Annotated in this window: 24 protein-coding genes and 1 other RNA gene; 16 read left to right on the forward strand and 9 right to left on the reverse strand. The window is 51.4% G+C overall.

Going from position 1 to position 25,826, the window contains the following annotated elements:
- Positions 1–97: 97 nt before the first annotated feature.
- The 4 genes from hupB (at position 98) to GBAG_RS04095 (ending at position 3,528) form a co-directional block, all read left to right on the forward strand.
- Positions 98–370 (forward strand): nucleoid-associated protein HU-beta, encoded by a 273-nt coding sequence (gene hupB / locus GBAG_RS04080; protein WP_034493716.1) that lies wholly within the window; start codon positions 98–100, stop codon positions 368–370.
- A 236-nt stretch (positions 371–606) separates the two neighbouring features.
- A complete protein-coding gene (gene ppiD, locus GBAG_RS04085; protein WP_034493717.1) occupies positions 607–2,478 on the forward strand; it encodes a peptidylprolyl isomerase in 1,872 nt (623 codons plus the stop codon).
- Between the two features lie 151 nt (positions 2,479–2,629).
- Positions 2,630–3,007 carry a helix-hairpin-helix domain-containing protein gene (locus GBAG_RS04090; protein WP_034493718.1) on the forward strand — a complete coding sequence of 126 codons (378 nt, stop codon included), beginning with the start codon at positions 2,630–2,632 and terminating at the stop codon, positions 3,005–3,007.
- 122 nt (positions 3,008–3,129) lie between these two features.
- Entirely contained in the window at positions 3,130–3,528 is a 399-nt protein-coding gene (locus tag GBAG_RS04095; protein WP_034493719.1) for a YbgC/FadM family acyl-CoA thioesterase, read from the forward strand.
- 40 nt (positions 3,529–3,568) lie between these two features.
- Here the strand turns inward: GBAG_RS04095 and queC are convergent, their stop codons facing one another.
- The gene (queC, locus tag GBAG_RS04100; protein ID WP_034493720.1) at positions 3,569–4,264 is read right to left on the reverse strand and encodes a 7-cyano-7-deazaguanine synthase QueC; all 696 of its coding nucleotides are present in this window, start codon (positions 4,262–4,264) and stop codon (positions 3,569–3,571) included.
- 65 nt (positions 4,265–4,329) lie between these two features.
- The gene (locus tag GBAG_RS04105) at positions 4,330–6,033 is read right to left on the reverse strand and encodes an SgrR family transcriptional regulator (protein ID WP_034493721.1); all 1,704 of its coding nucleotides are present in this window, start codon (positions 6,031–6,033) and stop codon (positions 4,330–4,332) included.
- 102 nt (positions 6,034–6,135) lie between these two features.
- Here GBAG_RS04105 and cof point away from each other — a divergent pair, with 102 nt between their 5' ends.
- The gene (gene cof / locus GBAG_RS04110; protein WP_034493832.1) at positions 6,136–6,957 is read left to right on the forward strand and encodes an HMP-PP phosphatase; all 822 of its coding nucleotides are present in this window, start codon (positions 6,136–6,138) and stop codon (positions 6,955–6,957) included.
- Between the two features lie 42 nt (positions 6,958–6,999).
- Here the strand turns inward: cof and GBAG_RS04115 are convergent, their stop codons facing one another.
- Positions 7,000–8,046, reverse strand: coding sequence for a PLP-dependent cysteine synthase family protein (locus GBAG_RS04115; RefSeq protein WP_034493722.1), 1,047 nt, complete (start codon positions 8,044–8,046; stop codon positions 7,000–7,002).
- Positions 8,047–8,160: 114 nt separating this feature from the next.
- Here GBAG_RS04115 and GBAG_RS04120 point away from each other — a divergent pair, with 114 nt between their 5' ends.
- The 5 genes from GBAG_RS04120 to amtB all read left to right on the forward strand — a co-directional run bounded on the left by GBAG_RS04120 (position 8,161) and on the right by amtB (position 14,131).
- Positions 8,161–8,622 carry an Lrp/AsnC family transcriptional regulator gene (locus GBAG_RS04120; protein ID WP_034493833.1) on the forward strand — a complete coding sequence of 154 codons (462 nt, stop codon included), beginning with the start codon at positions 8,161–8,163 and terminating at the stop codon, positions 8,620–8,622.
- Between the two features lie 58 nt (positions 8,623–8,680).
- Positions 8,681–10,459 carry a SmdA family multidrug ABC transporter permease/ATP-binding protein gene (locus GBAG_RS04125; RefSeq protein ID WP_034493723.1) on the forward strand — a complete coding sequence of 593 codons (1,779 nt, stop codon included), beginning with the start codon at positions 8,681–8,683 and terminating at the stop codon, positions 10,457–10,459.
- Positions 10,452–12,230, forward strand: a complete 1,779-nt coding sequence (locus tag GBAG_RS04130; RefSeq protein WP_034493724.1) for a SmdB family multidrug efflux ABC transporter permease/ATP-binding protein — start codon at positions 10,452–10,454, stop codon at positions 12,228–12,230. Before GBAG_RS04125 ends, GBAG_RS04130 begins: the two co-directional genes overlap by 8 nt.
- A gap of 243 nt (positions 12,231–12,473) precedes the next feature.
- Positions 12,474–12,812, forward strand: a complete 339-nt coding sequence (gene glnK / locus GBAG_RS04135; protein ID WP_002891893.1) for a P-II family nitrogen regulator — start codon at positions 12,474–12,476, stop codon at positions 12,810–12,812.
- 32 nt (positions 12,813–12,844) lie between these two features.
- Positions 12,845–14,131 carry an ammonium transporter AmtB gene (gene amtB / locus GBAG_RS04140; RefSeq protein ID WP_034493725.1) on the forward strand — a complete coding sequence of 429 codons (1,287 nt, stop codon included), beginning with the start codon at positions 12,845–12,847 and terminating at the stop codon, positions 14,129–14,131.
- 56 nt (positions 14,132–14,187) lie between these two features.
- Here amtB and tesB read toward each other — a convergent pair whose 3' ends face one another.
- Entirely contained in the window at positions 14,188–15,048 is an 861-nt protein-coding gene (gene tesB, locus GBAG_RS04145; protein ID WP_034493726.1) for an acyl-CoA thioesterase II, read from the reverse strand.
- Between the two features lie 215 nt (positions 15,049–15,263).
- On the opposite strand from tesB, the gene GBAG_RS04150 reads away from it, so the two are divergent.
- Positions 15,264–15,839 carry a YbaY family lipoprotein gene (locus tag GBAG_RS04150; RefSeq protein ID WP_034493727.1) on the forward strand — a complete coding sequence of 192 codons (576 nt, stop codon included), beginning with the start codon at positions 15,264–15,266 and terminating at the stop codon, positions 15,837–15,839.
- A gap of 39 nt (positions 15,840–15,878) precedes the next feature.
- Here the strand turns inward: GBAG_RS04150 and GBAG_RS04155 are convergent, their stop codons facing one another.
- Positions 15,879–16,190, reverse strand: coding sequence for an MGMT family protein (locus tag GBAG_RS04155; RefSeq protein ID WP_034493834.1), 312 nt, complete (start codon positions 16,188–16,190; stop codon positions 15,879–15,881).
- A 172-nt stretch (positions 16,191–16,362) separates the two neighbouring features.
- On the opposite strand from GBAG_RS04155, the gene ffs reads away from it, so the two are divergent.
- An RNA gene (gene ffs, locus GBAG_RS21975) (signal recognition particle sRNA small type) lies at positions 16,363–16,459 on the forward strand.
- A 170-nt stretch (positions 16,460–16,629) separates the two neighbouring features.
- On the opposite strand, the gene GBAG_RS04160 is transcribed toward ffs, so the two are convergent.
- On the reverse strand, positions 16,630–18,606 hold the full coding sequence (locus GBAG_RS04160; protein ID WP_034493728.1) for an alkyl/aryl-sulfatase: 1,977 nt from the start codon (positions 18,604–18,606) through the stop codon (positions 16,630–16,632).
- Positions 18,607–18,866: 260 nt separating this feature from the next.
- Here GBAG_RS04160 and GBAG_RS04165 point away from each other — a divergent pair, with 260 nt between their 5' ends.
- The gene (locus GBAG_RS04165; RefSeq protein ID WP_034493729.1) at positions 18,867–19,505 is read left to right on the forward strand and encodes a helix-turn-helix domain-containing protein; all 639 of its coding nucleotides are present in this window, start codon (positions 18,867–18,869) and stop codon (positions 19,503–19,505) included.
- Positions 19,506–19,547: 42 nt separating this feature from the next.
- Here the strand turns inward: GBAG_RS04165 and yczR are convergent, their stop codons facing one another.
- Entirely contained in the window at positions 19,548–20,978 is a 1,431-nt protein-coding gene (gene yczR, locus GBAG_RS04170; RefSeq protein WP_034493730.1) for a MocR-like transcription factor YczR, read from the reverse strand.
- 90 nt (positions 20,979–21,068) lie between these two features.
- Here yczR and yczE point away from each other — a divergent pair, with 90 nt between their 5' ends.
- The 3 genes from yczE (at position 21,069) to GBAG_RS04185 (ending at position 23,002) form a co-directional block, all read left to right on the forward strand.
- A complete protein-coding gene (gene yczE / locus GBAG_RS04175; RefSeq protein ID WP_034493836.1) occupies positions 21,069–21,683 on the forward strand; it encodes a membrane protein YczE in 615 nt (204 codons plus the stop codon).
- 35 nt (positions 21,684–21,718) lie between these two features.
- Positions 21,719–22,540: a GNAT family N-acetyltransferase gene (locus GBAG_RS04180; protein ID WP_034493837.1), complete on the forward strand. Its 822-nt coding sequence runs from the start codon at positions 21,719–21,721 to the stop codon at positions 22,538–22,540.
- Positions 22,541–22,648: 108 nt separating this feature from the next.
- Complete coding sequence (locus tag GBAG_RS04185; RefSeq protein WP_034493731.1) at positions 22,649–23,002, forward strand: DUF1428 domain-containing protein; 354 nt, start codon at positions 22,649–22,651, stop codon at positions 23,000–23,002.
- A gap of 82 nt (positions 23,003–23,084) precedes the next feature.
- Here GBAG_RS04185 and norW read toward each other — a convergent pair whose 3' ends face one another.
- Together norW and norV are read right to left on the reverse strand one after the other, a co-directional pair.
- Positions 23,085–24,218, reverse strand: a complete 1,134-nt coding sequence (gene norW / locus GBAG_RS04190; protein WP_034493732.1) for an NADH:flavorubredoxin reductase NorW — start codon at positions 24,216–24,218, stop codon at positions 23,085–23,087.
- Entirely contained in the window at positions 24,215–25,654 is a 1,440-nt protein-coding gene (norV, locus tag GBAG_RS04195) for an anaerobic nitric oxide reductase flavorubredoxin (protein ID WP_034493733.1), read from the reverse strand. The genes norW and norV overlap by 4 nt, the downstream gene beginning before the upstream one ends.
- Positions 25,655–25,826: the final 172 nt, after the last annotated feature.

Here is a 25,826-nt window from a genome sequence, read left to right on the forward strand (position 1 = left end):
GGTGTTGTAAGGGCATGACAGGCCTGATATAACTGCTGCGCGGTCGCACTTTGAAGGATACTGGTGCGATATAAATTATAAAGAGAGGAAGAGAAGAGTGAATAAATCTCAACTGATAGACAAAATTGCCGCAGGTGCTGATATTTCTAAAGCCGCGGCTGGACGTGCATTAGACGCTGTGATTGCTTCTGTTACCGAATCTCTGCAATCTGGGGAAGACGTGGCATTGGTTGGCTTTGGTACCTTTGCTGTTAAAGAGCGTGCTGCCCGTACAGGCCGTAACCCTCAGACCGGTAAAGAAATCACTATCGCTGCTGCAAAAGTCCCAGGGTTCCGTGCTGGTAAAGCGCTGAAAGAAGCGGTTAACTGATTTATCGTCCGCTTCAGGGCAAGGTTAATCTAGTAAAGTTAGGTCAGGGCGCATCGTTAGATGTGCCTTTTTTTATGCATGGCTGTTAATTTTGCGCATGTTTGATGATTTGAACCTGTTTTCTTGTCACAATACCCGCTTGCACGCAGCGGCACAGCAGTACGCGTATTCAGGGATGCCCATTTAGCGACTGCGCTGGGTTTACCATTCACACTACAGTGGAGTGTTGTTACACCATGATGGACAATTTACGTACGGCGGCCAACAGCCTCGTAATCAAGATAATTTTCGGGATCATTATCGTGTCATTCATTTTGACTGGCGTGAGTGGATACCTGATTGGCGGAAGTGCCAACTACGCCGCAAAAGTGAATGGCCAGGAAATCAGCCGTGGTCAGTTTGAAAATGCCGTTGCCAGCGAACGTAATCGCCAACAGCAGCAACTTGGCGAACAATTCTCTGTACTGGCTGGCAATGAAGGCTACATCAAGCAGATGCGCCAGCAAGTGCTGTCACGCCTGATTGATGAAGCGTTAATGGATCAATACGCCAAACATCTTGGTCTTGGCATTAGCGACGAACAAATCAAACTCGCTATCTTCAAAGAGCCCGCTTTCCAGAATAACGGTAAATTTGATAACGCCCGTTATACCGCAATCATCAACAACATGGGGATGACTGCCGACCAATACGCACAAGCGCTGCGTAACCAGCTAACGACGCAGCAGTTGATCAACGCCGTTGTCGGTACTGATTTCATGCTGGCAGGTGAAACTGACGAGCTGGCAGCCCTGGTATCACAGCAACGTGTTGTTCGTGAAGCGACCATTGATGTGAATGCTCTGGCAGCGAAGCAAGAAGTGACCGAGCAGGAAATCAACACCAGCTACGAGCAAAACAAAAACCAATACATCGCCCCTGAACAGTTCAAAGTAAGCTACATCATGCTTGATGCCGCTTCTCAGAAAGTTGAAGTGGCGGATACAGATATTCAGTCCTACTACGACCAGCATCAGGACGAGTTCACTCAACCTCAACGTAACCGTTACAGCGTGATTCAGACCAAAACTGAAGCAGAAGCTAAAGCGGTTCTGGATGAACTGAATAAAGGCGGTGATTTCGCGGCCCTGGCAAAAGAAAAATCTGCTGACATCATCTCTGCCCGTAACGGCGGTGACATGGGTTGGCTGGAGTCAGGTACGACTCCTGATGAGCTGAAAAATGCCGGTCTGAAAGACAAAGGCCAGTTGTCCGGTGTTATCAAATCTTCAGTCGGTTTCCTGGTTGTGCGTCTTGATGACATCCAGCCTGCGCAAACCAAACCGCTGTCTGAAGTTAAAGACGTGATTGCAGCGAAAGTGAAGCAAGATAAAGCAGTTGATGCTTATTACGCGCTGCAACAAAAAGTGAGCGACGCGGCAAGCAACGATAACGAATCTCTGGCAAGTGCTGAAAAAGTGGCTGGCGTTAAAGCGGTTGAGACTGGCTGGTTCGGTCACGATAACTTACCGGCAGAGCTGAACTTCAAGCCTGTTTCCGATGCCATTTTCAATGGTGGTCTGGTGGGTGCGAACGGAACTCCGGGTATGAACTCTGACATCATCACTGTTGATGGTGATCGTGCGTTCGTTATTCGTATCGCTGAACATAAAGCCGAAGCCATTAAACCGTTAGCGGAAGTTCGTGACCAGGTTATCGCGAAGGTTAAATTCCAGAAAGCGGAACAACAAGCGAAACTGGATGCTGACAAAACGCTGAATGCTCTGAAAATGGGCAAAGGCGATGAAGCGATGAAAGCTGCGGGCTTGAGCTTCGGTACGGCAAAAACTGTCGTGCGTACAGGCCAGGATCCTATCAGCCAGGCGGCCTTCTCACTGCCGTTACCTGCCAAGGACAAACCTTCTTATGGCGTGGCTAACGACATGCAGGGCAACGTCGTTCTGCTGGCTGTGGATGAAGTGAAAGCCGGTGATATGCCAGCTGAGCAGAAAAAAGCGATGGTTCAGGGGATTACCCAGAACAATGCGCAAATCTCTTTCGAAGCGTTGATGACCAGTCTGCGCAAAGAAGCGAAAATTAAGATGGGCGACAGCATCGAACAGCAGTAATACTCTTCGAGGTTACTCGCAGTAAACTGCAACGCTCTGCAACAATCAAAGGCCGCTTTCGCGGCCTTTTCCACATTTGAAGATTGCCAATTGTTCCTGTTTTTTTCCCCGAGTAAGGTGGCCTCGCTGTCAACATACAAGGAGAAACAGCATGAAAACAGGATTCAAAACCGGACTTAAAGCAATGTGTATTGCCGTGGCACTTATTGGCGCAAGCACATGTACCCCGGCTGCAGCCGCACCGGCTGTCGTTAAAAACGACACAGCACAACAACACACTGATAAAACCCCAGCCACTCCCGTAACGGTTGCTAAACCCGGCGATGCTGACGATGGCGTAGTGAGTATTAACACCGCCAGTGCGGAAGCGCTGGCGCAGGCAATGAACGGCGTCGGCTTGAAAAAGGCGCAGTCTATTGTGAGCTACCGCGAAGAATATGGTCCATTCAAAGCGCTCGAACAGCTTCAGGAGGTGCCAGGGATTGGCAGTGCGTTGGTAGAACGCAATCTGTCTCACATTAAGCTTTAACGCTTAGTGCTGAACGCTCGCGTAGCGTAGAAAGTTTGCTATGCTAAAAACAGGTCATACCAGTTGCGTATGGCCTGTTTACCTCACCTGACTATTAAAATTAGAGATAGGGTTTTAGCGCTATGCAGACACATATCAAAGTCCGTGGTTATCACATGGATGTTTACCAGCACGTAAACAACGCCCGCTACCTTGAGTTCCTTGAAGAGGCTCGTTGGGAAGGGTTGGAAAATACGGCTGGTTTCCAGTGGATGACGGAACACAACATCGCGTTCATCGTGGTCAATATCAATATTAACTATCGCCGCCCTGCGGTATTGGGTGATTTGCTACGCATCGAAAGTAGCTTGCAGCAACTCAACGGCAAAAGCGGCGTATTGAGTCAGGTTGTGAAGCTGGAACCAGAAGGTGAGATAGTGGCAGATGCGCTGCTGACTTTCGTCTGCATTGATTTGAAAACGCAGAAGTCGGTTCCGCTGGAAGGGGAATTGCGCGAGAAACTCGTGCAAATGATGGAATAGCGGGATCAGTAAAGGCGTGGTAAACACCACGCCCATTGAATTATTTGAGGCCGGTTTTCTTTTTCATCGCCGCCATTACCGCGGGTTTATCCGCCAGATAGTGGTTCAGGCCGTTAGCTCGTAAGTGACAGGCCGCACATTCACCACATCCGTCGCCCTGAATCCCGTTGTAGCAGGTCAGCGTGTCGTTACGCACCAGTTCCAGTTGCTGCCAGTAATCAGCCAGCGCCCAGGTTTCTGCTTTATCAAGCCACATCAGTGGAGTTTCAAAACGGATATCACGAGCCATACCGAGGCTGACAGCATGGTTCAGCGCTTTCACAAACTCATCGCGACAATCCGGGTAGCCAGAGAAATCTGTTTCACAAACGCCCGTAATAACCGCTTCGGCTTCAACCTGATACGCATAAATTGCGGTCAGCGTCAGGAACAAAATATTGCGCCCTGGAACGAAGGTGCTGGGAATGCCGCTTTCTTGCGGGTCGTAATCAGGCACAGGAATGTTATCGCGCGTCAGGCTGCTGACAGCCAGTTCGTTCAGCAATGTGACATCCAGAACTTTGTGGGCACGAGCGCCTAATTTCAGCGCTAATTCGCGGGCAACGTCAATCTCAGCGCGGTGGCGTTGGCCATAATCAAACGTCACACAATGGACTTCATCATATTGCTGTAAGGCCTGAATCAGGCAGGTTGTGGAATCCTGGCCACCACTAAAGACGACAACTGCACGTTTCATGAGTAATCCTGTTAATCACTTAAAAATATATGGTAACGCGTGGACGTATTGGCTGCCCAGCTTCTTCACACCATTGTCGGCGGTGGCAACCATGCTTGCGTAAAATCGAACCAGCCCCAGGCATTCAACTCAATGCCGTTAACGCCTGGCGGCGCGCTGATTTGGTAGCGGTAATTAAACAGCGGCGACACTATCGCATCGCGCATTAACGCGCTGAACACTTCCTGCAACCCGACATGACGGGCGCTCTCTTCAGGGTGAACTTGTACGGCATCAAGCGTGGCTTGCAGATGGGTGTACTGAGTTTCCGTGAGAATAGCAGGCCAGATAACATCGCTGCGTAACCACTGCTCCAGCGTGTAAACCGGAGCTTCGCCAATCAAGCGGTCGCCCATCATTAAATCGGCCTGTACCAGGGCTTCGCAACCCGTCCAGTTTTTGGCGTCGTGAAAGACCAGATTCAGTTCGCAGCCTAAATCAGCCAGATGGGTTTTCAACTGTTGCGCCATAACATGTAACTCAACCGGCAAATGATACAGCAGTGTCAATCGCGGTGGCAGGGGGACGGTTTTACATGAGTCCCACTCGGGGATCTTCCAGCCGGGGATCATCTCAACGCTTGGGGTGATCAGCGATTCATCTACCGGCAGGCTGGCGATCAACTGCTGCTGGTGAATTATCTGCATCAGGAAACGTGCCTGCTCCGGAGACAAATTGCTGTTTTGTTTGACCGCCAGATAGCAAAACCCAAGGCTGATACTGTTGCTGACGGGCCTTAGATGTACCAGTTCATCTTGCTGCCCGATGGCGATTTGCACCGGATGGCGGCAACTGGTGCCCAGTTCAGTATCGAAAAGCTGTGGAGTAATCCAGTATTCCACGGCTTTAAGCAGCGGATGGCAGAGATGGTAGGACTCGAAACTTTCAATGCGCACCAGATTTTCTTTAAAGCTGCTGAGTCGAAATGGCCCGCATCCCATTTGGTTATCTTCAGGATGTGCCAGACGGCTGCAATAACTTGCCAGTCGGTGAGCCAGCCAGTAATCAGGGGTATGCAGAATAAAACGGATGCACTGTGTATGGGTCAGTTCGATGCTTCTTACGCTGACAAACAGGCGTCGCATTGCCGGAAGTGTCAAAAGCATCATCAACCGTTGCTGTAATTGCGTCGTTTCCACCGGCTCCCCATTGTGCCAGTGCAATGTGGAGCGTATGAAGAAATACCAATTCAAACCATCTTCCGATACTTGCCAGTGATGGGCGAGATCGGGCTGCGGAACCGGGCTATTTGAGGTGAATCGGGTCAGTCCGGCAAAGATTTGCCCGGCTAAATGTTGTTCGGCGCGGCCAGGCAGAAACCCCGGCTGCAAGGGTTCCAGTGGCCGGTAATACGGAATACGCAGCGTTGGAGTATCGTTTTGCCACTGCCCGCCGAGAAACGGTTGCAGCAGCTGGCGTAACTGTTCAGGCGCAATTTGTGCCAGCTCCAGCGCATTCTGATGTTGTCCCTTGTGCAGAACCTGTTCCATCATGCCTGAGCGCACGCTTTCAGGCGTGACCAGGAAACTCAGCGTGCCGCGTTTTCCTCTCCCTGACTGTGCATGCCACGTCAGCCAGCCCGCGTCCTGCAACTGGTTAAGCAAAGTCCGCACATGACGCTCGCTGCAAAAACAGCGCGCCGCCAGTTCAGCCACCGTAACTTGTTGAGGTTCTCCCGCCGAGGGTTGCCACAAACGTTGAAACTGATTGAGTCGATTTAACAAGCGCATGAGATAAACCCGGAACAATTTTAAGAAAGTATTCACTATTAGTTCCGTATATGCCAGGTGATACTGCCAGCAGTGTTTTAGATGTCACAAATCGGAGTAAACATGGCTCGTCTGGCTGCATTTGATATGGATGGTACGTTGTTAATGCCCAATCATCATTTGGGTGATGAAACGCTACGCACCCTGAACCGTCTGCGGGAAGAACGCCAAATGACTCTCGCGTTTGCTACCGGTCGCCATGTGCTGGAAATGCGCCATATTCTGGGCACGTTATCACTCGAGGCATTTTTAATTACCGGAAACGGGACGCGCATCCATTCGACGGAAGGAGAGTTGTTGCACAGGCAAGATCTTGCCCCGGAAGCGGCAGAAATTGTCCTGCACAGCCATTGGGAAACCCAGGCGAGCATGCATGTATTTAACGATACCGGGTGGATGACGCAAAACGAGATCCCTGAATTACTGCGAGCGCATGTCTACAGCGGTTTCAAATACCGCCTGACGGATCTTAAGCGTTTACCTTCACATCAGGTGACGAAGATCTGTTTCTGCGGCGATCACGACGATCTGCGCCGTTTGAAAATCCAGTTGAATGAAGCACTGGGCGATAAAGCGTTTCTTTGTTTCTCGGCAGTAGATTGCCTGGAAGTGTTACCGACAGGCTGCAATAAAGGCTCGGCGCTGAATGTATTAAGTCAGCATCTTGGCCTGACGATGAAAGATTGTATGGCGTTTGGCGATGCGATGAACGACCGCGAAATGCTCTCAAGCGTGGGTCATGGTTTGATCATGGGCAACGCGATGGCGCAACTGAAAGCAGATTTACCGCATTTACCTGTTATTGGTCACTGTAACAAGCAGGCAGTTTCTCATTATTTGACGCATTGGCTGGATACACCAAATCTCACTTATTCCCCCGAATGAAGAGACCTTGCAGCAGGCCGGGCATTTAGCCCGGCCAATTTTTTACTTAATCAAATCCAGAATTTCAGCACGCCACGGCGCGACATCCCCGATATTCGCCTTCACCCATTCCGCGTTGTAATAGGTTTCCAGATAACGTTCGCCGCTATCACAAAGCAGCGTCACAATCGAACCGGTACGTCCTTCGTCACGCATACGCGCAGCCAGTTGCAGTACGCCCCACATATTCGTTCCGGTGGAGGCGCCAACTTTACGACCCAGAATAGTTTCCAGCCATTGCATGGTGGCAATACTGGCGGCATCTGGCACGCGCATCATGTCGTCAATCACATCCGGAATAAACGAAGGCTCGCAGCGCGGGCGACCAATCCCTTCGATTTTGCTACCCACGGCGCTGCGTAAGCTACAATCCCGGTTCTGCCAGTAATCCATAAACACTGAATTTTGTGGGTCCACAACGGTCAGTTTTGTTGGATAACCCTGGTAACGTAAATAGCGACCGATAGTGGCCGATGTGCCGCCTGTTCCCGCGCTCATCACCACGTATTCCGGGACCGGATGCGGTTCATGTTCCATCTGGCGGAAAATACTGTCGGCAATGTTATTATTGCCGCGCCAGTCGGTGGCACGTTCAGCGTAAGTAAACTGGTCCATATAATGGCCGTTCAGTTCGCGCTCCAGCATTTCAGATGCGGCGTAGATTTCACACGCGCTCTCCACGAAATGGCAACGACCACCATAAAACTCGATTTGTTCCACTTTGCGTTTTGCGGTGCAGGCTGGCATGACTGCGATAAACGGCAGACCTAGCAGACGGGCAAAATAGGCCTCGGACACAGCAGTTGAACCGGAAGACGCTTCAATAATCGTGGTGCCTTCTTTAATCCAGCCGTTACACAAACCGTACAAAAACAGCGAGCGCGCCAGGCGATGTTTCAGGCTGCCGGTCGGGTGTGTGCTTTCATCTTTCAGGTACAGCTGAATACCGGGGAAACCAGGCAGCGCAAGGCGAATCAAATGTGTATCGGCGGAGCGTTGGTAATCGGCGTTAATTTCGCTAATAGCGTGGTTTACCCAGTTGCTGGTCATGGTCGTATCCGTTTGTCTATTTGTGCTTAGAGTAATGCAAAAACAGGATAAAAAAGTTGCCTTTTAGCCTTCCCAGGGAATTAAATGGAGAAAAAATTTCTCCCTGAGGTCGCCATGTTAGATAAAATTGACCGTAAGCTGCTATCCTTGTTGCAAATCGACTGCACCCTCTCTTTGCAGGCTCTCGCTGATGCCGTTAATCTGACCACCACCCCCTGCTGGAAACGCCTGAAACGGCTTGAAGACGACGGTGTTATCCGGGCAAAAGTCGCATTACTCGATCCCGAAAAACTGGGCCTTGGGTTGACCGCTTTTGTGCTCATTAAAACCCAGCATCACAGCAGTGAGTGGTACTGCAAATTTGTATCAGTGGTTGCCGAAATGCCCGAAGTGCTCGGTTTTTGGCGGATGGCAGGGGAGTATGACTACCTGATGCGTGTGCAGGTAGAAGACATGAAACGATACGACGATTTTTACAAACGGCTGGTGAACGGTATTCCTGGTTTAAGCGATGTCACTTCGAGTTTTGCCATGGAACAGATAAAATACACCACGGCTTTGCCATTAGAGCGTTGAAACCCGCGCTCCCGGCCTTCAATAGCATTTCACTAGTATTTCTCAGGAATCTGACTGCGTGCGATTATTTGCTCAACTAAGCTGGTACTTCACCCGCGAATGGCGACGCTATCTCGGGGCGGTTGCCTTGCTGATTATCATTGCCATCCTGCAACTTGTGCCGCCTAAACTTGTGGGCGTGATTGTTGATGGCGTCACCCAACACACACTTTCAGGCAGCGACGTGCTGATGTGGATTGGCGTCATGCTGGTCATCGCGGTCGTTGTCTACATGTTGCGTTACGTCTGGCGCGTGCTGCTATTTGGCGCGTCTTACCAACTCGCGGTGGAACTTCGCGAAGATTATTACCGCCAGTTAAGCCGCCAGCATCCCGAGTTTTACCTGCGCCACCGCACTGGGGATTTAATGGCGCGAGCCACCAACGATGTCGATCGCGTGGTGTTTGCCGCAGGCGAGGGCGTATTAACGCTGGTGGATTCGTTGGTGATGGGCTGCGCGGTGTTGATTGTTATGTCGACGCAAATCAGCTGGGAATTGACGCTGCTGGCGCTGCTGCCGATGCCCATTATGGCGCTGGTGATTAAGCGTTATGGCGACCAGTTACATCACCGTTTCAAACTCGCACAGGCCGCATTCTCAACGCTCAACGACCGCACGCAAGAAAGTTTATCCAGTATCCGTATGATCAAAGCATTTGGTCTGGAAGACCGCCAGTCCGCGCTGTTTGCCGCCGAAGCCAAAGATGCCGGAGCGAAAAACATGAAAGTCGCGCGCGTGGATGCGCGTTTCGATCCGACGATTTACATCACTATCGGCACGGCAAACCTGCTGGCGATTGGCGGCGGAAGTTGGATGGTTATTCAGGGCACGCTGACACTCGGCCAATTGACCAGTTTCGTGATGTATCTTGGGCTGATGATCTGGCCAATGCTGGCGCTGGCGTGGATGTTCAATATCGTTGAGCGCGGTAGTGCGGCGTACAGCCGTATCCGCAGCATGTTAGCCGAAGCGCCGTCAGTGGTTGATGGTGAGCAAGAAGCTCCGGCGGGGCGCGGCACGGTAGAAGCGAATATTCAGGCGTTCCATTACCCACAAACCACGCGCCCGACGCTTGAAAACGTCTCTTTCACCTTGAAGCCGGGCGAAATGCTTGGCCTTTGCGGGCCGACAGGCGCCGGGAAAAGTACTATTCTCTCGCTCCTCCAGCGTCACTTTGATATCGACCAGGGCGAAATTTGCTTCCACGGCATTGCATTGCCACAGATGAAGCTTGATTCCTGGCGTAGCCGTCTGGCCGTTGTGAACCAAACGCCGTTCCTGTTCTCCGATACCGTTGCCAGCAATATTGCGCTTGGCAAACCGGGCGCGACGCAGGAAGAAATTGAACACGTCGCCAGGCTTGCCAGCGTGCATGACGATATTCTGCGTCTGCCGCAAGGTTACGAAACGGAAGTTGGCGAGCGTGGTGTGATGCTCTCTGGCGGCCAGAAACAGCGTATCTCTATCGCGCGGGCGTTATTACTCGATGCAGAAATTTTGATTCTTGACGATGCTCTTTCGGCGGTTGATGGGCGCACTGAACACCAGATCCTGCACAATTTGCGTCAGTGGGGTGAAAACCGCACGGTGATCATCAGCGCACACCGTTTGTCGGCGCTGACCGAAGCCTCGGAAATTCTGGTGATGCAGCACGGGCATATCGTGCAGCGCGGGAATCACGATGCGCTGGTGGGAATGCCGGGTTGGTATCGCGACATGTATCGTTATCAACAACTGGAAGCGGCGCTGGATGACGCGCCAGAAAATACGGCCGATGAGGAACCCGCCAATGCGTAAGGCAATCAAGCAGTGGCCAACCATAAAACGCCTGCTGGCTTATGGCTCTCCTTGGCGTAAACCGCTTGCGGGGGCTGTGGTTATGTTGTGGATTGCCGCAGCAGCCGAAGTGACAGGCCCCATTCTGGTGAGTTACTTCATCGACAACATGGTGTCTGAACATCGCCTGCCGATTGCGGCAGTGGCCGGGCTGGCCACGGCGTATTTATTTTTATCTATTTCAGCCGCGGGTCTGCATTACTGGCAGGCACTGTTATTTAACCAGGCCGCTGTGGGCGTGGTGCAAAAGCTGCGTACCGACGTAATGGATGCCGCACTGCGCCAGCCGCTCAGCACTTTTGATACTCAGCCGGTTGGGCAGTTGATCTCTCGCGTTACCAACGATACTGAAGTGATCCGTGATTTGTACGTCACCGTCGTTGCGACTGTTTTGCGCAGTGCAGCGCTGATTGGCGCGATGCTGGTGGCGATGTTCACTCTCGACTGGCGCATGGCGACGGTGGCTATCACTATCTTCCCAGCAGTGATTATCGTGATGTTTATTTATCAGCGCTACAGCACGCCAATTGTGCGCCGCGTGCGCAGCTATCTGGCTGATATCAACGATGGCTTTAACGAAGTCATCTCCGGCATGAGCGTTATCCAGCAATTCCGCCAGCAGGCGCGTTTTGGCGAGCGCATGAATGCCGCCAGCCGCTCACATTATCTGGCACGGATGCAAACCCTGCGCCTCGATGGTTTTTTACTGCGCCCGTTGCTGAGTCTTTTCTCCGCGATGGTTCTTTGCGGCCTGCTGATACTGTTCGGTTTTACTTCTGTCGGCACGATTGAAGTTGGCGTGCTGTATGCCTTTATCAACTATCTGGGGCGTCTTAACGAACCGTTAATCGAACTCACCACCCAACAATCCATGCTGCAACAGGCGGTGGTTGCTGGTGAGCGTGTGTTTGAGTTAATGGACGGCAAGCGTCAGGATTACGGCAACGACAATCGCCCGCTGGAAAGTGGTCGCATCGAAGTGGATAACGTGTCGTTTTCATACCGTGGCGATCGCCTGGTATTGCAGGACATTAATCTGGATGTTCCAGCGCGTAGTTTTGTGGCGCTCGTCGGGCACACCGGAAGCGGGAAAAGTACTCTCGCCAACTTATTGATGGGCTATTACCCGCTGACAAAAGGCGAAGTTCGTCTTGATGGTCGCCCGCTCGATACCTTAAGCCACAGCGTGTTGCGCCAGGGTGTGGCAATGGTGCAACAAGATCCGGTGGTGCTGGCGGACTCATTCTTTGCAAACGTCACGCTTGGGCGCGACATCAGCGAAGCGGCAGTCTGGCAGGCACTTGAAACCGTGCAGCTTGCGGAACTGGCGCGCACCATGAGCGAAGGCATTCACACGCGTCTGGGTGAGCAGGGCAATAATTTGTCCGTTGGCCAAAAGCAGTTACTGGCGCTGGCGCGAGTGCTGGTGGATGCACCGCAGATCCTGATCCTCGATGAAGCCACGGCTAATATTGACTCCGGCACCGAGCAGGCTATTCAACAGGCGCTGGCGGTTGTCCGCGAGCACACCACACTTGTGGTGATTGCGCACCGTTTATCGACGATAACCGATGCCGATACCATTATGGTGCTGCATCGTGGGCAGGCTGTTGAGCGCGGCACACACCGTGAATTACTGGCTGCGCAAGGGCGATACTGGCAAATGTACCAGCTGCAACTGGCTGGCGAAGAATTAGCCGCCGCTACGCGCGAAGAACCCGCCACTGCGTGATGCACCAAAATCACGCATAAAACCAATGGTTATCGCCGTTGGTGCAGAACTGAAACGCACCATGCACTTAAATGGTGCGTTTTTATTTTCTAAGAACTTTCTTAATCCCAGTCATCGTTATTTCTCTCCTTAAAATCCCCATTTGGCGCAGCTCAACGCGCTGGAAAAACTGTTTTTCAATTTTGGCATGACCTTTGCTTTATCTAAATCGTGTCGTTTGCCAATTCTCACTGGAGAGGATCTATGAAGCTAGTTACCGTGGTGATTAAACCGTTCAAACTCGAAGATGTGCGTGAAGCGCTGTCTTCAATCGGTATTCAAGGGCTGACTGTCACCGAAGTGAAAGGCTTTGGTCGCCAGAAAGGTCACGCTGAGTTGTACCGCGGTGCTGAATACAGCGTCAATTTCCTGCCAAAAGTGAAAATTGATGTAGCAATTGCCGACGATCAACTCGACGAAGTAATTGATGTTATTAGCAAAGCTGCCTACACCGGCAAAATTGGCGATGGGAAAATTTTCGTTGCCGAACTGCAACGCGTCATCCGCATTCGTACCGGCGAAGCCGACGAAGCCGCACTGTAATCGTCTTAGCCACTCGTGAAAGGGATGGAAAAATGAAGAAATTAGCCTCTATCTTAGGCGTTGTAGCCCTGGCACTTGCGCCATCAATCGCTCTGGCGGCACCCGCTGTGGCCGATAAAGCAGACAACGCCTTTATGATGATTAGCACCGCATTGGTGCTGTTTATGACAATTCCTGGGTTGGCGCTGTTTTACGGCGGCCTGATTCGTTCCAAAAACGTGCTGTCGATGCTGACGCAAATTACGGTCACATTTGCACTGGTTTGTGTGCTGTGGGTGGTTTACGGCTACTCATTAACCTTCGGCACGGGCGGAAGTTTCTTCGGTAACTTCGACTGGGTGATGCTCAAAAACATCCAGCTCACCGCGCTGACCGGTTCTTTCTACCAGTATATTCACGTTGCGTTCCAGGGGTCTTTCGCCTGTATCACCGTTGGACTGATTGTCGGTGCGCTGGCTGAACGTATTCGTTTCTCTGCGGTGCTTATCTTTGTGGTGATTTGGCTGACGCTGTCTTACCTGCCAATTGCACACATGGTTTGGGGCGGCGGTTTACTGGCAACGCACGGCGCGATGGACTTCGCAGGCGGTACAGTGGTTCACATCAACGCCGCGGTTGCAGGCCTGGTGGGCGCTTACCTGATTGGCAAACGTGTGGGTTACGGTAAAGAAGCCTTCAAACCGCACAACTTGCCGATGGTGTTTACCGGTACGGCAATCCTGTACTTCGGTTGGTTCGGTTTCAACGCCGGTTCAGCCAGTGCTGCAAACGAAATCGCAGCCCTGGCGTTCGTGAACACGGTTGTTGCAACAGCGGCTGCGGTGCTGGGCTGGGTCTTCGGCGAGTGGGCATTGCGTGGCAAACCTTCTCTGTTGGGCGCGTGTTCCGGTGCCATTGCAGGCCTGGTCGGTATCACTCCAGCATGTGGTTATGTTGGTGTCGGCGGCGCACTGATTATCGGTATCGTGGCGGGTCTGGCGGGCTTGTGGGGCGTGACGCTGCTGAAGAAATGGCTGCGTGTTGATGACCCTTGCGATGTGTTCGGTGTCCACGGCGTGTGCGGTATTGTTGGCTGCATCATGACCGGTATCTTCGCCTCTCCATCCCTTGGCGGTGTGGGCTACGCAGAAGGCGTGACCATGGGCCATCAAGTTCTGGTGCAGTTGGAAAGTATCGGTGTGACGATTCTGTGGTCTGCGGTAGTCGCCTTCATCGGCTTCAAGGTTGCTGACCTGACTGTCGGCCTGCGCGTGCCAGAAGAGCATGAGCGCGAAGGTCTGGACGTTAATAGCCACGGCGAGAATGCTTACAACGCATAAGTAACGCGTCAATAAAAAAGCGGAGCACAGGCTCCGCTTTTTTTATGCTTTCAGGATTAACCCCGCTTGCGCATCACTCCTTCCTGCACCGTCGATGCCACTAACACCCCGTCACGAGAATAAAACTCCCCGCGCACAAAGCCACGAGCACTCGAGGCGGAGGTACTTTCCACGCTATACAGCAGCCAATCGTTCATATCGAACGGGCGATGGAACCACATTGAGTGATCGATGGTGGCGACCTGCATTCCCGGTTCGAGGAAACCGACGCCATGCGGCTGAAGGGCGACAGGCAGGAAGTTAAAGTCCGACGCATATCCGAGCAAATACTGATGTACATGCAAATCGGCAGGCATTTTACCGTTAGCTTTCATCCACACCTGGCGTACCGGCTCATCAACATGGCCCTGCATTGGGTTATGGAAAACCACCGGGCGAATCTCCAGCGGTTTCTCGCACAGAAACTTTTCTTTCAGCGTTTGAGGCAGAAGTTTCTCAAATGCCATCGCAATTTCAGTTTCTGATTTCAGATTTTCAGGTGCCGGGGCAGCAGGCATGGTTTTTTGATGTTCAAAGCCCGGCTCTGGCGCCTGGAAAGACGCGGTCATGTAGAAAATCGGTTTGCCATTTTGAATCGCAGCCACGCGGCGGGCGCTGAAACTATTCCCGTCGCGCAGGGTTTCAACGTCATAAACGATAGGTTTCTGGCTATCGCCGGGACGCAAAAAATAGCTGTGAAATGAGTGCACCAGACGGTCAACCGGCACGGTTTCTTTGGCGGCATACAACGCCTGGCCAACTACCTGCCCACCGAACACCTGACGTAAACCTAAGTCTTCGCTCTGGCCACGAAAAATACCTTCTTCAATCTTTTCCAGATTGAGTAATGCCAATAAATTGCTGAGCGCCTGACTCATAAAAGGTCCTCAATAAAATAAATAAAATCGTGCAATTGGCCTGATTATAACAGGTTTCCTGCAATCGCCACGTAGTGGCCCGACCTGACGATCGGTTTCGCTTTTGGGCAAAAACCAGTTATATGTGCCACACTTAGCGTGATAAGTAAGTTTAACCACTCATTACTCGTGGGCCTACGGCCTGCTGGTGCATTGATAATAAGGAGAACAAATCAATGAAACTTGTGCACACGTTAAGTGGTTTAGCCATTGCCGTAGCGATGGCGGGATGCGCGCAGAAAAGCGCTGATATCCCAACGCCTGCACCTGCCGCTACAACAACTTCGGCAGCAGCAACTGCGCAGTCTGATATTGCACAGCCTAATGTTTCCGGTACGGTATGGATTCGTCAGAAAGTCGCTTTACCACCGGATGCGGTACTCACTGTCACGCTGTCTGATGCCTCTATGGCTGATGCGCCGTCACGGGTATTGTCACAGAAAGCCGTTCGCACGGAAGGGAAGCAGTCACCGTTCAGCTTTGTGCTGCCGTTTAACCCAGCCGATATTCAGCCGAATGCGCGAATTATCCTGAGTGCGGCGATTACCGTGAACGATAAACTGATGTTTATCACCGATACTATTCAGCCGGTGATTAACCAGGGCGGGAAAAAAGTCGATCTGACGCTGGTGCCGGTCCAGCAAACGGCGGTTCCTGTTCAGGCCAGTGGCGGTGCGATGACAACGGTTCCATCAACTTCACCGACTCAGGTGAATCCTTCTGCAGCGGTTCCTGCGCCAACGCAGTTCTGATCTTCACCGTAATGCGAAGCGCCTCGCCCGAGGCGCTTTTCAGTAATTCCAGCGATAACGTTCCATATCAATTTTCCCATCGCCAGAAACCATAATGCCTTCTGAAAGCAGGGCTTGCCGTTGGCGTTGTAAATCCTGGCCGGTCAGGGAAATATGCCCGTGGCGATTCACCACTCGGTGCCACGGCAGTTTGCTGCCTTCGGGTAAACGCTTGAGAACGCCGCCGACTTGTCTTGCCGCACGCGGAGATCCCGCCAGACGTGCGACATCGCCATAAGTTGTGACGCAACCTTCTGGAATAGCAGCAATAATCTGGAAAACCCGCATCGGGAATGAATCATTGTTATCCATAGCAAACCTCGTAAACGCCTGCTGTACAGGATAATCGCCGGCCATCAAACAAGGAAGCAAAACGCAGGCTGCGCAAGAAACCAACACCTGACCGCTCGTTGCTTGCAATTGCATAGGGCAACATGGATAATGCGCCAGCGCGTTAGGTAACTAGCGCTCTCAATGGGGGCCCTGTTGGTTCTCCCGCAATGCTAATTTGTGAATTCGGTCAGGTCCGGAAGGAAGCAGCCGCAGCAGATGACGCGTGTGCCGGGATGTAGCTGGCAGGGCCCCCACCCAATTCTGGTGCATGTAAAACTCCAACATACTTAAGCCTGTCTCTGCATTATTCTGTTTTAACTTCATCCCCTTAAAGCGCAAACCGATAAAGCAATAAAAATGCCCCGCAACTGACGTCACAGGGCATTCAAGTTATAGACTACTTATTTTGGTGGAACGGTTAAGGCGTTACAATATTGAACCAGAAATCAAACTTGTCCATATAACCCAGTACTTCATCCAGTTTTCCTGCATCCCCAGTGATTTTTACATCACCTTTCTCTTTCGCCTGTTGCAATGTTTCTTCTTTCAACACAATGCGATTGAGCGTATCGCGGGAAACATTAATTGTGGCGTCAGCATTAGTGGCTGCTGAATTTGGCGTGTGGTTAAGCACACCGTTTTCCAGTTCCAGTTTGTACTTCCCGCCCTGGTCGCCGAAGTTAAAGTTCAGCACCGCGTGGGCATTAGCCGCTTTCTCACCGTTGATATGCACAGCCATATAATCGAAGAACATTTCTGGCGTCATGGCGCGAACGGTATCCGGGCTTGCGGTATTTGGTGTTGCAGCTTTGACCACACCATTACGCAGTTCCTGTGCCCCCGACAAATAGAAGTTACGCCATGGGCCGGATTCTGCCTGATACCCCATTTGCTCCAGCGCATCCGCTTCCAGTTCACGCGCAGCCTTGTTATCGGGATCGGCAAATACGACTTTGCTCACGACCTGAGCCACCCAGCGGTAATTACCCTGGCGGTAATCAGACTTCGCTTTTTGCAGAATGCTGTCTGCTCCGCCCATATATTCCACGAATTTCTTCGCTGATTGCTCTGGCGGCAGTTCATCAAGTGTTGCCGGGTTGCCATCGAACCAGCCGAGGTAGAACACATAGGTGGCTTTAACGTCGTGGCTGACGGAGCCGTAATAGCCACGGCTAGCCCAGGTTTTCTCGAGGCTCGGTGGGAGTTTGAAGTTGGCTGCGATTTCATCGCGGGTCAGGCCTTCGTTCGCCATACGCAACGTCTGGTCATTGATGTAGCGATACATATCGCGCTGGCCTTTCATCAGGTTGACAACATTTTCCTGACCCCAGGTTGGCCAGTGGTGCTGAGCGATAATGATTTCAGCATCGCTGCCCCAGCGATCTATGGCTGCATTAATATATTTAGACCATGCCAGCGGATCGCGGATTTTCGCGCCGCGCAGAGAATACGTGTTGTGCAGCGTATGGGTGACATCTTCCGCTGCTTCTATCATCTTCTTCTCTTTGACATACCACAGCATTTCTGACGGCGCTTCCGAACCAGGCGCCATCATAAAGTCGTAAGTCAAACCATCGATCACTTCTTCCTGGCCGGTGTGAGTGATGTAGTTTGTTGGCGCCAGTAATGTCACTGTACCGGCAGAAGTGGTGGTACCCAAGCCCGCACCGACCTGGCCTTTTGCATCGGCAGGTAAAAGATTGCCATACATATAGCTCGCACGGCGGCTCATGGCATTACCCGCCATAATGTTCTCGTCAACTGCGGCACCCATAAAGCCTTGCGGAGCATAAAGTTTCACTTTACCCGCTTTGACATCAGCTTCATCTACCACACCCCGCACACCACCGTAGTGGTCAACGTGGCTGTGGGTGAAAATAACCGCGACAACGGGTTTTTTGCCGCGATTTTTGTAATACAGATCCATTGCCGTTTTAGCTGTTTCGGCAGAAACCAGCGGGTCGACAACGGTAATCCCGGTTTTACCTTCAATAATGGTCATATTGGAAAGGTCGAGGTTACGGATCTGGTAAACACCGTCTGTCACTTGAAATAGACCGCTAATATTAACTAGCTGGGACTGACGCCACAGGCTCGGGTTAACCGTCGCTGGTGCTTTGTCGCCCTCTTTAATAAAAGCGTACTGCTGCGGGTTCCAGATAACATTGCCTTTCTCGCCCTTTATAGCCTCTTGCGGGAGGGCGGCGATAAAGCCTTTATGCGCATTGGCAAAATCAGTTTTATCAGCAAAAGGCAGCTGATTGTAAAGTGCTTCATTCGCTTGCTGAGTTGCAGCAGTTGCATCTTTTGTTGGCGCTGGCGTTGCAGCGCTGACTGACAGCGATGTCAGTAAACCTGCAGCAATCAGGCTTGTGGCTATTAGATTCAGTCTCATTAATTCAACCTCTAAACTTAATAAAGTCTAAAAGATAAGAAATATTTTTTAGACTTCACTTTATTTTGAATAAACTGGTTTGAAAAACCTGTATGTTTACCACTTCGTCAACTTTAATCGATTACATAATGATGAAGTAGTACCATATGGGACTACAGTTTATTTTGCTATTTAGATGGAATTACGCCTTTCATTTTGTACAGACATTTTGATTTGATGGCGCTATACTATAATTACTGATGATATATATTGGATATGTTATGGCAGCTAGCTTCGAAAATATTCATCGTTATTATAAGTCGCTGAACATGGAGGGTCAGGTTAATGATATCTGCAAAAGTGGAGAACCATTGATTTTTGACGTAACTAAAAAATTAGATCTGACGCCAGGTTTTATTTATGTTCCGGTTGAAGGTTCTGTTGCTATTCTACATGCAGAAAGTGAACTCACTATTGGCAATGCGATTGACTTTATGCCCATTGGTTTGATGGAGCGCTATTGTCCGCTACTGAGTTTTGAATATAAATGCATGACACCAGTGAAAGTCGTTAAAATTTCTTACGAGAACTTTGATAATATTTTCTTTCAAAGCACTGAAAATATGCAGGTATTATCAAATATTTTGATTTTCATGACCATTTTCTCACTTGAATTACACGCTGAGAGAAAGCAACTCACCAGCTATCAAACAATCAAACCCATGTTGTACCGTTATCTCTACAGAGCTAAAACCTACCCCAAAGAAAGTGAAGGTCTGGCGAATTTTATTATACGTCGCACCAAATTATCTCGTACTCATGTATTCAGAGTGCTGGCTGATTTAAAAGAGGGTGGATATATTACGATGAAGAATGGAAAGCTGCTGTCAATAAACAAAGTCTTGCCGGATGGATACTAATGATTGTAATAAATCACATGGCTATCTGTATTATCTGGACGCTCAAACCACCACTCTTCTTATATATTCATTCCCAGTTTGCGCCAGGTTATCCCAAAGCGGTTTTAATCGTTCCAGGGCTGCACGCATTTGCGTCGGTTCAAGCGTAAACGGTAACCGTAAATATCGCTCAAATGCGCCGTCAGTCCCAAAGCGAGGCCCTGCGCCAATGCGTATCCCGATTGACTCTGCACTTGCCGCGAATACTGTTGCCAGCGGTTTGGGTAATTCAATCCACCAGGACAGACCGCCTTGCGGCACGACGGTGATTTTCCACTCCGGGAACAGCTCTTTAATAGTTTGCGCACAGGCATCCCTGCGTTCTCGCAATAATGCGCGGCGTTGAGGCAGGAAGGTTTCGGCTTCACTGAACAAGTGAATGGCGGCAAGTTGCTCAAGAACCGGTGAGCCTAAATCCAATGAATCGCGGATTTGAATCAGAGACGCAATGGTTCGCGTGCTGGCGCGTATCCAGCCCAGGCGCAAACCGCCCCAGAAACTTTTCCCGGCAGAACCCAACGTAATCACCCGATCTGCATCGTCGAAAGTGGCGAGCGGTGATGGCGGTGGAGCGTCGTACCACAGGTCGACCATGGTTTCATCGGCCACAATGGTGGTGCGCGTTCGGGCGGCAATCTCAGCGATAGCGGCACGTGTGTCAGCATCCATACAACGCCCGCTCGGGTTATGGAAATCGGCCAGCAAATAGGCCAGGCGCGGCGATGTTTGTGCGATGGTTGCCGCCAGCCCATCCGTATCCCAACCGTCTTCGGTCAGGCTGACGGGAACGGCCCGGCACGATGCGCCCTTAATGGCTGAAAGCGCCATCGGGTACGTGGGATTGTCGATAACTACACGGTCGCCAGGCCCGGTCAGCAAGCGCAGAATCAGGCCAAAACCACTTAGCGCACCGTTGACGATCATAATCTGATCGGCAGTTGTCGGTAGCCCGCGTGCAGCGTAGCGTTGCGCGATAACTTCGCGCAGTTCAGGCAAGCCTTGCTGATTGTAACCGGTGCTGCCGAGATGTTCTGGCAGCGCAATCAGGGCATTAGCATAGGCCTGATGAATCTCCGGCCCGGCGCTGAGTGCGGCGGTCGATAAATCCAGCGTGGCGGCACGTCCTGGCAGCGGTGAAACAGTTTGCCCGCTTTCTGGCAGCATCGTGATCGAACCCGAACCCTGGCGGCTAGCCAGATAACCTTCATCACGCAGTTGCGCCAGAGCCGTTGCTACCGTCGTGCGGCTAATCCCCAGCGCTGTAGCCAGCTCGCGCTCCCCTGGCAGGCGGCTATCCAACGGCAGGCGACCATCCAGAATCAACAGCCGTAGCCCGTCCGCCAGTTGCCGATAAACGGGCGTACGCGGTAAATCCTGATGCCAGTTCCCCAGCAATTTTACCAGTGATGACGATCCCGTTCTGCGCTGTGCCATAGCAATCCACTTTTTTATAACTGGACCTTAATTTCATATCCATTTTGTATAAAAGTAAAGCCATAACAGATTTCTGAGGTAAAGATCATGATCGCTCGTCGCTTGCTGCAACTGTATACCGGACTGGTGTTGTACGGAGTTTCCACGGCTATGTTCGTGCGGGCAAATTTGGGGGCCGATCCCTGGAACGTATTCCACCTTGGCGTGGCGCGGATCTTTTCTTTAAATATTGGCATGGTGATGATCGTGGTTGGGGCGCTGGTGTTGCTGCTGTGGATCCCGCTGCGCCAGAAACCGGGCCTGGGGACAGTCAGCAACGTGATCGTTCTCGGTCTTGCTGCGGATGCCGCGTTAGCACTGATGCCACCGGTTGAATCGTTAGTGGCACGCAGTGTTTTACTGCTGGCGGCCATTCTGGTCAATGCGATAGCGACCGGTATGTACATTGGCGCCGGGTTTGGTTCCGGCCCACGCGATGGTCTGATGACCGGGATTAACGCCCGTACCGGCTGGTCAGTGCGCAGTGTGCGAACGGCGATTGAGTTAACGGTTTTACTGGCGGGATGGCTGATGGGTGGCACATTTGGCGTCGGCACCGTGTTATATGCGCTGGCCATTGGCCCGCTTATTCAGCTCTGTTTGCCGTGGTTTCGCATTCATATTCAGCGGGAAAAAAGCCTGGTCGAACCGACTGTTGTGCCCTAATGTGGATGAAAAACACACCATCCGATGAGGTAGCAATGCACAACAAGGTCATGAGTAACGCGGCGGCGAACTGGAATAGCTATCAATTGGCTGAAATTCTTTCTCATTGTTTTGAAGGATATTTAGTCCCTTTTACCATCGATGGTGAAACTTTCGCGTCGCGTTTTAGTGCCGAAGATATCAGTTTTAACGACAGCAGAGTCTGGACACAAGACGGTGAACCGAAAGCGCTGGCAATCATCACTCGCCGTGGGCAAACCAGCCGCCTGGCGGCATTTGCACTTCGCCCTGAATTACGCGGTCAGGGTTTTGGCAAACAGTTCATGCAGCAATTAATCAATGAAGCGCGTGCGCGTGGCGATAAAAAGATGTGGCTGGAGGTGATTGTCGGTAACGACGGGGGGCTGGCGCTGTATGAACGCATGGGGTTCGTGCGCCAGCAGACGCTGGTGGGGTTCAATGCGGTGAATTCGACGCTGTTTACCGAAACGGGCGAGCTGCAAGAAATCGACCCGATGGTCATGGCGAAAAAAATGATGACGGATTCCGGTCAGCGTTTGCCGTGGCTGACCGCCCCCGAGACGCTCTATAAATTACCCGGCAAAGCCTATGTGCTGAACGACGTGGCTTACGCGATGGTCGCGACTTCTCCCCAGCCGCCACGAGTGCGTATGCTTTATGTTGAACCAACAGCACGTGGCCAGGGGCAGGCCAAAAAATTGCTGACGCTTTTACGCGAGCGTTTTCCGGGGATTTTTACCGCCACGGCCATCCCGGAATCTTTCGCCCCACTTTTCGAAAGCAGCGGTTTCCGTCAGGATCCCTGTACGCAATATGAAATGCTGCTCAATCTTTAAGCAGGAAGCATTCATTCTTAACGACTAAACTTATCAATCGTAATCATCACGGGTAGAAATTATCTACCCGTATGGTCTGCCGTACTTCCCACACCGTGGAGGTTCACAATGAGTTATGTTGATGGTTTCGTAGTTGCTGTACCCGCAGCAAAGAAGGATGAATACAAGCAGTTAGCCGCAAAAGCCGCACCGTTATTTAAAGAATTTGGTGCATTACGCGTTGTTGAATGCTGGGCTGACGATGTGCCCGATGGCAAGATCACTGATTTTCGTATGGCAGTGAAAGCCGAAGAGAGCGAAGAAGTGGTGTTTAGCTGGATTGAGTACCCATCCAAAGAAGTACGTGATGCCGCGAATGCGAAAATGATGTCTGACCCACGGATGAAAGAGTTTGGTGAGTCGATGCCGTTTGATGGCAAGCGTATGATTTATGGTGGCTTTGCGCCAATTCTTGACGAGTAGACTTTTCAATAAGTCAGGAAAGGGGTGACGCAGATATTATCCGCCTCACGCAGGAAGCCTGCGTCACCCGTATGATTACCCGCTAAATCTGTAATTCCCGCAATAATCCAAACGCCAGTTTCATATGCGCTTCGCTGACAATAAACGCCCGTAACTGTTGCGCCTCATCATACCCTTTGGCGATAAGACCCTGTGGCTCGGCGGTGATTTGCCAGGTCAAATCACTGCGTTGCGTTTCCCCTGCCAGATGTAAAGGTAGCTCCGGCGTTTTCACCTTCACCAGCATTGCAGGAAGGGCCAGACCGTCTGTTGCTCCCAGTAGATTTTTGGCAAGGGTCATCGCACTAAACTGAATCGGTTGCAGGAATGGCAGCACTTTTCCGTCGATTTCCGCACAATCACCGAGGGCGTAAATATTCTCATTTGACGTCTGCAACTGGCGGTTTACCTCAATCCCCCGGTTCACCGCCAGCCCGGCATGCTGCGCCAGACCAACGTTTGGACGCAGGCCGATCGCGGCCACTACGGCATCCACGCAGATAGTCCGCCCGTTGCTCAATGCCGCATTGATTCCCTGTGATGTTTGCTTCAGCGACTCAAGGCGCTGATTAAACAGCAGTTCGACGCCCATCTGGTTCAGTCGCTGCTGCAAACGGCTACTGACTTCCGCAGGTATCAGCGAGGCGAGCAAGCTGGAGGCGTTATCCAGCAAAATAACCTGCTTCCCGGCGCGGCAAAAATCCATCGCCAGCTCTGTGCCAATCAAACCGCCGCCCAGAATCATCACGCGCTTCGCCTCGCGTAATGACGATTCGCAGGCCAGATATTCTTGTTGGCTATTGAGCGTGAGCATCAGCTCTTTGCCTTCAATCGGCGGGAGCAGGGCGCTCGAGCCGGTTGCCAGCACCAGTTTGTCGTACGGCCATTGCTGGTCGCCACATTTTACCAGGCGCTCGCGAGTATTAATTTCGGACACCCAACTGTTGGCATTGAGCGTTAAATTAAACTGCTCGGCAAACTCCCCGGCACGCTGCCGGGTGAGGTCGTCAGCACGTTGATTCAGACTGATGACATGGCTGAGATCGGGTTTGTTGTACTCGTCCATGCTATCGGCGGCAATCATGCGCACAGGAATCTGCGCGTCATGCTTACGGATATTTTTGACCAGTTGACGGGCTGCAAAGCCCGAACCGACGATCACAATGCCATGTTTCATTTTGCCTCCGTTGCCAGCACATCAAAGACGTCTTTCCCCAATGAACATTCCGGACACAGGAAGCTATCTGGTACATCGGCCCACGGCGTTCCCGGTGCTACATCCTGCATCGGTTCCCCGGTTTGCGGACAGTAAATCCACTGGCAGACACTGCACTGCATTCGTGGGCCTGAATCAGCGCAGGTAGTCGCTTCAACCACGCTTTCCTGCGGTACGGAAGCGGGGGCAGAAACAAGCGGAGTTAATGCCCACTGACGGGCGATTTCGCGGCCATGCTCACGGCAGATTTCCAGCGCATCAATATCCGGACGCCATTTCGCTTTCAAACTGAGCGACATTTCAAAACCGGCATCCTGCAAACGGGTGGAAAGACGGTCTACCGCGCCGCCGCTCCAGCCGTGGGAGCCGAAGGCGCTGCCACGTTTATTACGAAAACGCAGCCCGGTCATCTCCTCTACCAGACCGGCAATTTTTGGCATCATTACGTTATTCATCGTGGATGTTCCGGCCAGCACGCCTTTGGAGCGGAACACGTTTGTCAGAACTTCATTTTTATCATGTCGGGCGACATTGAAAATTTTCACCGCCACGCGTGGGTCTACTTCCGTAATGCCTTGCGCAATCGCATCCGCCATCATGCGAGTGTTGTTGGACATAGTGTCGTAGAAAATCGTGATGCGATCTTCCTGATAATCCGCCGCCCACTTCAAATACAGCTCCACAATTTGCGTTGGGTTGTCGCGCCACACCACGCCATGGGATGTCGCAATCATATCCACCGGCAAATTGAAGCCGAGGATTTCAGTGATTTTCGGCGTCACCAGGCGGCTGAACGGGGTAAGAATGTTGGCGTAATAACGTTGGCATTGTTCGAACAATTCACCCTGATCAACTTCATCGTTAAACAGATGCTCATCACAGTAATGCTGACCAAAGGCATCGTTACTGAACAGCACTGCATCGCCCGTCATGTAGGTCATCATGCTGTCTGGCCAGTGCAACATGGGGGTTTCAACGAAGATGAGTTGTTTGCCGTTGCCGATATGCAGACTGTCACCGGTTTTTACCACATTGAAATTCCATTCAGGATGATGGTGATGCCCGTTGATAGAGTCCACGCCGTTGGCAGTACAGTAAATTGGCGTGTTCGGTATCCGCGACATCAGCTCAGTCAGTGCGCCTGCGTGGTCTTCTTCCGCATGGTTAATGATGATGTAATCAAGCGTATTCAGGTCAATTTCAGCCGCCAGATTTTGCACAAACTCGCGGCTGAACTTGTGGTCAACGGTATCAATCAGTACGGTTTTTTCTTCACGAATCAGGTAGCTGTTATAGCTGCTGCCTTTCAGTGTTTTATATTCGGTGCCATGAAAATCACGCACTTCCCAGTCACGTTGACCTACCCATTGGATGTTGTTTTTAACCTGAATCGCCATTGAAAATACCCTCAAAAATAATTAAAAAATGATGCTCGTATTTGATGTATTACAATCGGCGTGCCAACTTTTTAATTGTTTGATTTTTATTATTATTTATAAACACCCTTAAAGTTTTAGTGTCATAAAGACAGTCATTAAAATTGTCTTTATGACAATGACTTTGTCATTT

It is taken from the genome of Buttiauxella agrestis ATCC 33320, from assembly GCF_000735355.1.
Taxonomy (GTDB): Bacteria; Pseudomonadota; Gammaproteobacteria; order Enterobacterales; family Enterobacteriaceae; genus Buttiauxella; species Buttiauxella agrestis.